Source organism: Pseudomonas sp. GW823-FHT04A03 (assembly GCF_058796615.1).
In genome coordinates this window covers 63,688-75,094 of record NZ_JBXAIV010000010.1, presented here as the reverse complement: position 1 = coordinate 75,094, position 11,407 = coordinate 63,688, and the positions used below count along the sequence as shown (strand labels likewise).

7 protein-coding genes are annotated in these 11,407 nt (G+C 60.6%); 1 reads left to right on the top strand and 6 read right to left on the bottom strand.

Translation table 11 applies throughout. The features are described from left to right. Positions 1–118: 118 nt before the first annotated feature. The 5 genes from AC1Q9F_RS22410 to pvdM form a co-directional block, all read right to left on the bottom strand. Positions 119–2,545, bottom strand: coding sequence for a TonB-dependent siderophore receptor (locus AC1Q9F_RS22410; RefSeq protein WP_207985555.1), 2,427 nt, complete (start codon positions 2,543–2,545; stop codon positions 119–121). A gap of 154 nt (positions 2,546–2,699) precedes the next feature. Beyond that, positions 2,700–4,349, bottom strand: a complete 1,650-nt coding sequence (locus tag AC1Q9F_RS22405) for a cyclic peptide export ABC transporter (RefSeq protein WP_207985556.1) — start codon at positions 4,347–4,349, stop codon at positions 2,700–2,702. A gap of 119 nt (positions 4,350–4,468) precedes the next feature. Further along, positions 4,469–5,362 carry a dihydropyoverdine dehydrogenase gene (pvdO, locus tag AC1Q9F_RS22400; RefSeq protein ID WP_492620833.1) on the bottom strand — a complete coding sequence of 298 codons (894 nt, stop codon included), beginning with the start codon at positions 5,360–5,362 and terminating at the stop codon, positions 4,469–4,471. Positions 5,363–5,392: 30 nt separating this feature from the next. Further along, positions 5,393–6,673 (bottom strand): pyoverdine-tailoring periplasmic protein PvdN, encoded by a 1,281-nt coding sequence (gene pvdN, locus AC1Q9F_RS22395; RefSeq protein WP_179692096.1) that lies wholly within the window; start codon positions 6,671–6,673, stop codon positions 5,393–5,395. Positions 6,674–6,701: 28 nt separating this feature from the next. Next, complete coding sequence (gene pvdM, locus AC1Q9F_RS22390) at positions 6,702–8,051, bottom strand: pyoverdine-tailoring dipeptidase-like protein PvdM (RefSeq protein WP_492620832.1); 1,350 nt, start codon at positions 8,049–8,051, stop codon at positions 6,702–6,704. 222 nt (positions 8,052–8,273) lie between these two features. Between pvdM and pvdP the strand changes: the two genes are divergently transcribed. Then, positions 8,274–9,902: a pyoverdine maturation tyrosinase PvdP gene (gene pvdP, locus AC1Q9F_RS22385; RefSeq protein WP_492620831.1), complete on the top strand. Its 1,629-nt coding sequence runs from the start codon at positions 8,274–8,276 to the stop codon at positions 9,900–9,902. 99 nt (positions 9,903–10,001) lie between these two features. Here the strand turns inward: pvdP and AC1Q9F_RS22380 are convergent, their stop codons facing one another. After that, positions 10,002–11,405 carry an efflux transporter outer membrane subunit gene (locus AC1Q9F_RS22380; protein WP_492620830.1) on the bottom strand — a complete coding sequence of 468 codons (1,404 nt, stop codon included), beginning with the start codon at positions 11,403–11,405 and terminating at the stop codon, positions 10,002–10,004. Positions 11,406–11,407 lie beyond the last annotated feature (2 nt).

The window sequence follows — 11,407 nt, the reverse complement described above, 5'->3', positions numbered from 1 at the left end:
TGACTGGAGGTTTCCGGGAGTCTTGTAGGATGTTACATACAGCCAGGTCGGAGAATTCAGCGCCCATAAAAAAAGCGCCCCGGTCTTACCGGGGCGCTTTTTTATTGCAGCGGTTAAATCAGAACGTGTACTTGAAGCCGGTCATGATGTTGCGCGGTGCGCCGTACATGCCGTGGTCGCCGGCGTAGCTGAGGTATTCGCGGTCGAATACGTTGTTCAGGTTGACCGAGGCGCTGAGGTTTTTGCTGATGTCGTAGCGTGCCAGCAGGTTGGTGACGGCGTAGCTGCCTTGCTGGAAGGTATGCAGGTCGGCACCGGTCTTGCTCTGCCAGTTCACACCGCCGCCCACAGTGACTTTGTCCAGAATGCCCGGCAGGCGATAGCTGGTGAAGGTCTTGAGGCTGTGACGGGGCAGGGTGGTGACGATGCGCTGGTCATCGGCATCGGTGCTGACGGCATAGGCGTAACCGGCAGACGCTTGCCAGCCTTCGGCCAGTTCGCCATCGAGGGTGAATTCAGCACCTTTGGTGGTGGTGCCTTGTTCGGATTTGTAGGTGTTGCCGCCCGGGGTGTCGATCCAGATCGCCAGGTTGTCCTGCTCGATCTTGAACAGCGCGAAGCTGGAGTTCAGCTTGCCATCGAAGTGGCTGCCCTTGACGCCGACTTCGTAGCCGGTGCCTTCCATCGGGTCCAGAGGCTTGTTGTTGATGTCGCGTACCCAGGACGATTGCGGGTTGAAGATCTTGGTGTAGCTGGCATACAGCGACCAGGTGTCGTTGACGTCGTAGACCACACCCGCGTATGGAATGTAGACACCGGTTTCCGATTCTTTGGTCTTGGTTTCTGCTGCGCCGTACGGCTTGTCTTCGATGTCGCGATGCCAGTCGACCACGCGGCTGCCGAGCAGGATGCTCAGGTCATCGGTAGCGCGCAGGCGGGTGGCCAGGTAAGCGGCGTATTGAGTTTCATCGACGGTGGATTTGCCGGTGACGTTGAATTCGGGTTTGACCGAGTCGCCGTTCCAGTTCAGCAGGTTGTCGATGGCACCGGCAGGGGAGCCGGAGTAGTCGTATTTCCAGCCACCGTAGCTCGGCACGTTTTCGTAGTAGTTGGACAGGGTCACACCGGCGATCAGCTCATGCTCGCGACCCAGCAGGCCGAATGGACCGGTCAGGTAGGCGTCGATGTTGTTCTGGCGCGGGGTGCCGGAGAAGCGCACCGGCAGTTGGGTCGTGCCGCTGCCGTCGGGGTTCAGGCCGCCGTTGACGTAGTTGAAGACCTCGTCGAATTTGTTCTCGGAGTGAGTCAGTTCAACCTTGCCGCTCCAGCCATTGGCGAACTGTTGTTCGATCGAGGTGAAGAAGCTGGTTTGTTCGTGGTCGTTATAAGACCAGGTTTGCGCCGAGTTCAGGGAACGCTTGAGGTTGGTGCGCGAGCCGTCGGTGAAGCGGGTCGGCAGGCCCGAACGCATTGGCGAATCGACGTCGGTGCGCTGGTAGCTGAAACCCATGGTCAGCAGGGTGTCTTCGCTCAGGTCGAATTCGGTGATGCCATACATCAGCTGCGAATCCTGCTTGTAGCGGTCAATCCAGGACTGTTCGGTCTTGAAGTCGCCGACCAGACGGCCACGGATGTTGCCGGTTTCGGTCAACGGCCCGGAGACATCGAAACCGGTGCCGTAGCGATCCCAGTTGCCGGCTTCAGCGGTGACGCTGGCCTGAGCTTCGGCGGTCGGACGCTTGCGGATCAGGTTGATGGTGGCCGAAGGGCTGCCCAGGCCGCTGATCAAACCAGTGGCGCCACGCACCACTTCCACACGGTCGTACATCGCCATGCTCTGGGTGTAGTTGTCCATACGCTTGACGGTCGGCACGCCGTCGATTTCGAAGTTCTGGATCTCGAAACCACGGGAGAAGTAACCGTCGGACTCTGCGCCCTGGCCGTCACGCAGCACGATGATGCCCGGTGTGGCGTCGAGGGTGTCGCTGAGGTTGGTCAGGCGCTGGTCGTCGAGGCGCTGACGGGTCATGACGGTCAGCGACTGCGGGGTTTCCTTGGGTGTCAGGTTCAGGCGCGTCGAGCTGCTGGACGAGTACGTGGTGTACAGCCCGGAGCCTTCAGTGGTCGAGCCCGGCGCCTTGCCGGAAATCGATACCGCGCCAAGCTCCAGTGCGTTTCCCGCACCGGCACCGGTGGCCGGTACCAGCGAAACCGAGTTGCCGGTCAGTTGATAGGTCATGCCGCTCCCCAGCAGCAAGTTGTCCAGCGCCTGTTTCGGCTCCAGGTGACCGGAGACCGCGTTCGAGTTCAGGCCAGCCAGGGATTCCGGGCTATAGAGAATCTGCAGATTGGCTTGTTGCCCCAGCTGTTGCAGTGCCCGGGACAGCGGTTGCGCAGGGATGTTGACGTCGACCGGCGTCGCTTGAACCTGCGTGCTGCCCAACAGCATCAGCGTCAGCAGAGCACCTGACAGTATTGCGCCACGCGGATTGCGGCGGGAGATGGCCTCGGCCAGAGGGGTGCGGGACAACTTTAAGGCTTGCATTTGCTCGGGATGCTCCTGAAGTGCGAGTGCAGTTTTATTAGTTAATGATAATTAGACGCAACACTGCGTAAAAACCGGAAAAAATCCCGCGAACCGCGAAAAACTCTGCTATCGCGCGAAAGCGGGATCAACTCATCCCTGAGCGGTTGGCGTATCAGGCCGGGTTGAGCGCGGTTTTGACTTTGCCCGCATCCATGCGCACCAACTGGTCGGCGACATCGAAATAACGGTCATCGTGGGAGATCACGATGATGGTCTTGCCCAAGCGTTTGAGGTCGGGCAGCAGCTCGGTGTAGAAGATCCGGCGGAAGGTCGGGTCCTGATCCGCGGCCCATTCGTCGAACACCAGCACCGGGCGCTCCTCCAGCCAGGCATTGACCAGCGCCAGACGCTTGCGCTGGCCGGTAGACAGGTCGGTGGTGGTGAAGCTGCCATCCTGCACGCTGACCTTGTGGGCGATTTCCAGGCGTTGCAGGTATTTGTTGGCGTCGTCGGGAATGTGCGTATCGCCTTGCACCACGTCATCGAACAGGTAGTAGTCGGCAAAGACCGTGGTGAACAACTGGCGGTAATCGTCGCGGGTGAGGGCGGTCACGCATTCGCCGTTGAGGCGGATTTCTCCTTGCTGTGGCGGATACAGGCCCAGCAGCAGTTTGATCAGGGTGGTCTTGCCACAGCCGTTTTCGCCGACGATGAACACGATGTCGCCTTGTTCGATCTTCAGGTTCACCGGCCCCAGCGTGAACGGGTTGGCCTCGCCTACGGCCGGGAAGGCGTAGCGCACGTCCTTGAGTTCCAGGCTCTGCACCGGCTCGGCTTTCTTGCCCTGATCGCTGAGCAGCAGATGCGGCTCGGGCGAGGAGAATTGCGCCGACAGTTCAGCGATGCGGCGGAAGGCGATCTGCGCGCGGCTGACCACCGGCAAGGTGCCGACCAGGTGTTCCAGCGGACCTTTCATGTACAACAGCACCAGAACGAAACCGCTCATCACGGTTTTGTCGGCGCTGGGCCAGAACGATTGCAGGGCCAGCGCCAGACCGATGACCACAAAGAACAGCATCGAGCCGAAACTCTTGGCAATCACGAACGTGTTGATCGATTTGATCTGGGTCTTGCAGATGAAATCGGCTGTGCCCTTGATGCCGCTGTTGAACATGCGCTGGCGGCGCGGGCGGTGAATGCGCAGTTCCTTGGCGCCTTCGGCAATCGCGTTGTAGTGCTTTTGCAGTTCGTCTTCGGCGTCACGGGCGGCGAAGAAACCCTTGATCCCGCGACCCTGGGCGAAGTACTGGATGCCAGTACCGATCAGGATCGCCACGACCATGATCAGGAACATTGGCCACGACAGCATCGCCAGATATCCCATGCAGCCGAGGGTGACGGTCAGCGAAATGGCCAGGGGCGCGAAGGCGAAGGCGAAGTCGCTGATGGTGTCGACGTCGTGGGTCAGCACCGGAATCAGGCGATGGCTGCGGTAGCGCTCAATCTGTTCGATCGGTGCCGACAGCACTTTCTCGCCCAGTTGTTTGCGCAGGGTGGCGATGATGTGCTGGCCGACATAGTTGGTGCCGATGTCCGAGCAGATCGAGCTGAGCAGCGCCAGCACGCACAGGCCGCCGAACAGCGCGACCACGCCTTGGGTCAGACCGGATTCGGAGTGCAGCGCGTTATTGATGGTGGCCAGCAGGACCGTGACACTCAGGCCACCGACCATACCCAGAATGACCGACAGTGCAACGACGAGCCGAAAAGGTTTGAGTAGGGTGAACAATTCATGAATTGCACCGCGCGTAGGCTGGGTCATGACAGGACAGTTCCTTGGGTCGTAAAGGCAGATACCCTGTAGAACGTCTGATCCGGTGCTTAATTTAGACGGTCGCCGACTGGCGGCGACCGGGGGAGGGGGAGAAGCGTTACTGCCGATTACAACTCACGCACGACACGGAAACCGATCCAGTCGCCACGGGTCTTCGGATCGATGTCGTTGCGGTTGCCCGAACGAGAGAACACTGGCGCTTCACCCCAGTCATTGCCACGAATGCGCAGGGTGTCGCAGTTGGGTTCAAGCCACGCACTGCCATCGGTTGGCGCGCCGTTGTAGTCCGGGTGGTAGCAGTCTTCGACCCACTCATAGACATTGCCGTGCATGTCGTACAGGCCAAAGGCGTTGGCCGGGTAGCTGCCCACCGGCGAGCTGAAGCTGTAACCGTCCGCCGGGCCGTAGGTGTTGGCGTGTTTGGCGATGCTATAGCCCTTGCCCTCGTCGAACGGGAAGGGGAAAGGGCCTTTGGATCCTGCCCGGGCTCCGTATTCGCGCTGGGCTTCGCTGAGCATGCTGTACTTCTGTCCGGTTTTTTTCGACAGCCAGGCGACGTAGTTCTTGATGTCCTGGAAGTCCATGCACACGGCTGGCTGACGCGGGGTTTGCGGGTAGCGCGGTTTGCTTGCGATGCACTCGCGACCGGGGCGCGTGTCGCCGTTGGCGATCACCGCACCGCTCTCGCGAATGTAGCTGTCCCATTCACCTGCGGTGATCTGGAAGCGGCTCATGGCGAAGGGTTTGGCGAAGGTCACTTCATGCATCGGGCCTTCGTCAGGTTCGCGGCCCACTTCATCCTCCGGCGTGCCCATGGTGAAGGTGCCGGCCGGTAGCACGACCATTTCCGGGCAGTCTTTGCAGTCCTTGAATACTTTACCTGCGGCGGGCGGTGTCGCGGCCTGGGCGGCAATCGGCAGCAGACCGGTCATGAGGGCGGCGAGGGCCAGTGCCTTGAGCGCGCTGGCGCCGTGGGCAGGGGTCAACAGATCACGTTTCATGAGTCATCTCGTTTAAAGGAAAGCGGGGTGTCACAACTGTTTGTCGAGTACGGCCATGAAACGCTCGATGTCGTTCTCGCTGTTCAGCAGGCCGGGTGCGATGCGGATCACCGGGCCGGCGTCGCGCTCCACCGCGTCACACACCACGCGGTTTTGCATGAGCCGGGCGGCGACCTGATCGCAGTCGCGATCCTTGATCCGGAAGAAAGTAAAACCGGCGGACAGATCGGCGCTGCGGGGTGTCACCAGTTCAATCGAGCGGTGTTCCAGCAAGCGGTTCTTGGCGTAGGTGTTGAGTTCGTGAATGCGCGTTTGCACCTCGCGCTTGCCCAGCGACAAATGCAGCTTGAACGCTTCGTCCAGCGCCCAGCGGTGTTCGAAACTGTGATACCCGCCGGGGGTCATGATGGTCGAGAACGTGGTGGCTTCGGAGAAGGTCGGGATGGTCGGGGTGACGTCCTTGAGTTCGCTGGACCGTGCGCAAATGATTCCGGTGCCACGTGGGCCGAACATCCACTTGTGGGTGCCGGCGATAAAGAAGTCGCAATGCATGTCGGGGAAGTCGAGGTCATCGACACCAAAACCATGCACGCCGTCGACGACGTACAGAATGCGATCCTTTTCCTCGCGCTGGCGATTGTGCCGGTCCACCAGTTTGCCGATCTCCCCGATCGGCAGTTTCACGCCGCTGCCCGATTGCACCCAGGTCATGCCCAGTACGCGGGTTTCGGGACGAATACCTTGGTCGATCCGGGTCAGTATTTCGTCGACGGACGCCTTTGCGCTGCTGTCGAACAACTTCAGTTTGCGCACCTTTACGCCATCTTTCTGTTGGCGATAACCCAGCGTGTAGTTAGTCGAGTAATGCTCGTGTTCGGTGGTGAGAATTTCCTGATCGGCACGCACATGAATGCCGCCATAGATCAGCGCCAGACCTTCGGTGGTGCTGCCGGTGAGGGCAATCTGCTCGGGCTTGGCCTTGAGGTAGCGACCGGCCCATTCGCGCACGGCTTGCTCGCGTTTTTCGGTTTCACCCAGATCCCAATCCATCGCACGCCCGGGATTGCGGTCGAGGGTCACTCGATAGCGTTCGATGGCTTCGCGCACCGGGCGCGGATGGGAGGTCACGAGGAAGTTGGCGAAATGCAGGTAATCCGGGTCCTGATCGAACAGCTGGCGCAATCGGGCCCATTTGTTCCCGGCGAGCGGTTGTGGATCGGCGGCACGGGCCGGCAGGTTGACGGCAGCGCCCAGGGGCAGGCTGGCGGCAAGGATGCCAGCCTGTTTGAGGAAAGAACGACGGTTGGTCATGAGATCAGATCGCTTGTTCGAAGAGGTGTCAGCGGTTGACGACCGGTTTGGAGGATTTTTGTACCTGTTCCCAGACCCGCAGGAAGTTGCCGCCCCACAATTTGGCAATGTCGGCCTCGCTGTAGCCGCGCGAGATCAACTCGGCGGTTACGTTGCGCGCTTCGCTGACGTCCTTCCAGCCGTCCAGGCCGCCGCCATCGTTGAAGTCGGAGCTGATGCCGACATGGTCGATGCCGATTTTCTTCACCGCGTAATCGATGGCGTCGCCGAAGTCCTTGAGGTTGGCTTTGGGTTCTTCGTCGACGATTGCGTAGAGCTGGCCGGCGTACTCGCCAAAGCGTTGTTCCGGCCACACAGTGATGATCGGGTCGCCCGGCATCAGCGCCATCTCCAGGCCCTGCAGCGGCTGCAGATCAAACTTCGCACGCAACGCGTTGAGCTTGTCTTGGGTTGTCTGGCTCAACGGGCGCAAGTAAGTCGGGAAGCCGACGATCTGCACGACGCCGCCGCTGTTCTTGATCAGTTGCATTTCCTGGTCGCTGATATTGCGCGGGATATCCACCAGCGCCCGCGGTGCCGAATGGGAGGCCACGATCGGTGCGCGACTCAGTTGTGCGACCTGTTCCAGTGCCTTGGTCGACATCTGCGAGACATCGATGATTACGCCCAGATCGTTGAGGCGGTGCACGGCCTGCTTGCCAATGTCCGACAGACCGCCAAGCGCATCGCGGGTGTCATTGAAAAACGGCAATGGTCGCGAAGAGTCGGCCCAGTCGTTGTTGCCCACGTAACTGAAACCGAACATGCGCATGCCACGTGCGGCCCACTTGTCCAGGGCGTTGAGATCGTTGCCCAGTGGATAGGCGTTGAGCATGCTCATGAAAATCGCAAACTTGCCTTCGCCATGCAGGCGGCGGAAATCGTCCGGGGTGTAGGCGATGGCGACCTGATTGGGGAAATCGCGCACCAGGGTGCTGATGATCTTGTAGCGGGTTTCCTGTTCGAAGCGTGCTTCTTCGACAAACCCGGCAGTCGGACGGTGTGGAGCGTTGGCACCGTTCCAGATTTCCGGCCAGCCGAAGATCGTCAGGGCGGCACCGGACAGGCGCCCGCGGGCGGTTTTCACCAGATCGAACTGGCCGCTGCCATCCTTGTCGGCTTCATTGCCGGCGGTGCCGAAATCCAGCGGCACGGTGATGTGGCTGTCGAAAGAGAGGATGCGATCCTGCAACTCATCGGCTTGCTGCATGACTTTGACCGGGTAACCGGGATTGTCCTTGAACCAGTGCTCCCAGACCGCAAAGCCTGCGGCAGCACTGATCGCCAGGGCCAGCGGCAGGCCGATGTAAAGAGCCTTTTTCGAACGTGGTTTTGTCATTGCCATCTCAGTCAGGTTCGCCGTCGAGGTGCAGGCGCAAGGGCCTTCGCTATCTGGGTGGAACGACTGAGCGGCCGGGTAATTTAGGTCTGGGCGAAAAGAACGCAGCCCGATGCAGGCACTGCCCAAGGCTGCGATCTTTTCGGGACGCCATAAATTTACCTCTGCAACAAACGTTCTAGCTTGGATAAAGCCTGCTTCATGGCTGACACAGGTAGGGCAATGAAGATTTCTCGACGATGGTTCATGGCGGGCCTGGCACTGACCGGCGCCGCTGTGCCTGCAGCGTATTTTGGGCATCGTGAATGGACGAAGCCGGATCCGACGATCACCCCGGGTGAGGCGTCGTTCGACATCGCGGATGTTGCCGGGCAGCGCCTGGCTGATGCGCTGCGCGGTGTCTGGAAGATCCGTTTCGAGGGTCATGACGCCGGTATCGCGGGTTTGCCCAGAGACGGCCTGGAAGTGTTTCTCGATGTTGCCCACAAAGGGCGCGGTGTTATCGGTTTTCTCGACACGGCCGAGCGTTTGCGCTCGTCTCAGGCACCGCGCTATCGAATTCTCGCGGACCTCGCCGATGTCAAAGCCTCGCAGTTGAGTTGGCGACTGGTCAGCACATCAGCGGTGGACGGTGCACCGGGCTACGAATTCAACATGGCGCTGGATGAAGTCTGGGGCGGTTTCGGCAACGCCGGCAGCGGCAGCCTCAGCGGGCGCGTCCTCAACCTTGATCGGCCGTTGATGCTGACGGCGCAGGACAATCGTTTCATTGCCGTCAAACGTGTGTTCCCCGAGGCCCGCGAACGCACAGGGTTGAACCCGACGTTGCTGGCCTGGCTGATCTCCCCCGAGCACCGTTTGTTCCACCAGCTCTGGCATGCCAGCCGCGACAAGTGGCATACCTTGAGCGAGGAAAAGCGCGGCGCCCTGCGCGGTATCGGCTGGCAGCCCGGCCCGCGTGACAAGGAGCGCGACGCCCGTGGCCCGCGCAAGGATCGCAATGGTTCGGGGATCGATTTCTTCTTCATGCACCGGCACATGCTGGGTACGGCGCGTTCAATGCAGGATCTGCCGTCGTGGCAGCATTTTCCGCTACCGCAGCCGGAGTTGATCCGCGATCGCCAGGGCTTTGCCGATTATTTCGACAATCACGACGGCACTTCGCTGCCGCCGACCTGGCTGGCCGAAGATGATGACGAATACTCGCAATGGGTCAGCGACATCAAGACGGCCGAGACGTATCACAGCAATTTCCTGGTATGGGAATCGCGCTACCGTGACCCGCGCTACCTGGCCAAACTGACCTTGGGGCAGTTCGGTTCGGAGGTTGAACTGGGGCTGCACGATTGGCTGCACATGCGGTGGGCGTCCGTGCCACGCGATCCGTCCAACGGGCACCCGGTGCCATTTGCGCGTGATCCGGCCGATTTTTCCGCGCGTTGGTACGCCGCTGAAAACGATTTCCTGGGCGATCCGTTCTCCTCTCATGTGAGCCCGGTGTTCTGGGCGTTCCATGGCTGGATCGATGATCGTCTGGAAGACTGGTTCCGCGCGCACGAACGCTTTCATCCGGGTGAAGTCAGTCGCCTGCAGGTCAATGGTGTGCCGTGGTTTGCACCGGGACGCTGGGTGGAAGTCGCCGACCCGTGGCTCGGGCCGAGCACCCACGGCTGCAGCACGGTGCCGGGCCTGCAACCAGGCAAGTCAGTGGAGATGGATCCGGAAACCATGAAGCTGGCCCTGCGCATCACCTTCAGCGATGACGAGAAGGTGTTGTCGTCGTTGTTCCGCAAGGTACCGCAGCGTCCATGGTATGCGCGTCATCTGAAGCCCAAACAGACGACGGTCTGAGACGGTCTTCACTGCAATCGCCAGCAGGCCGACGCCCACACATTCAATTGCACCGATGAATGTTGTGGGGGCCGGCCTGCTGGCGATTGCGTTTGCAGGTCAGCGCGATGCCAGTGCCTGCCAGCCGCCGCCCAACGCCTTGTACAACGCAATGCTTGCCTGCATGCGTGACAATCTCAACTGCACATTCAGGTCCTGCGCGGCATACAGCGTGCGTTGGGTTTCCAGTACCGTCAGCAAATCCTCTGCGCCGGCCTGGTAGCGACTCTGGGCGATGTCGAACGCCGATTGCGCTTGCCGCAGTTCCTCGCTTTGCCATTGCCGTTGTTCGTCGAGGCCGCGAATGCTGTTCAAGGCTTTTTCGACATCGGCGAAGCCGTTGATGATCGCGCCGCGATAGTTCTGCAGCAGTTCTTCCTGACGTGCAGTGGCCTTGTCGCGCTCTGCGCCAAGACGACCGTTATTGAAGATCGGCCCGATCAGTCCGGCAGTCAGGTTGTAGAACGGGCTGCGCAGAACGTCGCGTAACTGGTCGGCCCCCGAGCCGATATCGGCACTCAGAGTGACCTTGGGCAGCATGGCGGCGCGCGCAACTTTGACGTCGGCCTCGGCGGCGGCCAGTTGCGCTTCGGTACGGGCGATGTCCGGGCGGCGATTGAGCAGATCGCTTGGTACGCCAGCGGCGATTTCCGGCCAATGCAGTTGATCAAACGATTCCCGGTTCAGCGCAAGTTCCTGAACGGGTCGACCCAGCAGGGCAGCGAGGCTGATCGAAGCGTCCCGGGCTTGTTGCTGCACCAGCGGCAATTGCCGTTGCTGGGCCGCTACCAGGCTTTTCTGTTGAGCCAGTTCCAGGGCGGTGGCCGAGCCTGAATCAAAACGTGTTTGCACCAGTTTCAAAACGCTTTGCGCGTTGGCCAGATTGAGTTCGGCAATGCGGCTCTGCTCGCGCAGCGACAAGGTTTGCGCATAGGTGTCGGCAACACTCCCGAACAAAGTCAGCTCCACCGTGGCGCGGTCGAATTCGCTGGCCTGCAAGGCGAATTGCGCACTGTCGCGCGACGCCTGCTTGCCTCCCCAAAAGTCGATTTCATAACTCGCATTCAGATTGGCGTCGAAGTAATCCACGGCCTTGTTGCTACTGTCGGCATCCAGCTGGCTGTAGCCATTGCCGCGTAACAGTTTCTGCCGATTGGCATTGAGCGTGGCCTGCACTTCTGGCAATTGTGAGCCGCCGGCGATCACAGTGCCGGCCTGGGCCTGGCGTACCCGGGCCATGGCGGCGGCGAGATCGAAGCTGCCGGTGCGAGCCTGTTCGATCAGGCGATCAAGCTCCTGGCTGCCAAACTGCGTCCACCATTGCGGGTTGTTGCGGGCACTGCTGGCAGTCTGCGCTGACTGCCACGCGGCGGGCGGTTGCAAGCCGCTGTCCGGACGCTGGAGGGGATTGGCGCAGGCGCTGAGAATCAGGCACACGGTCAACAGACTGAGACGCGGTTTCATAG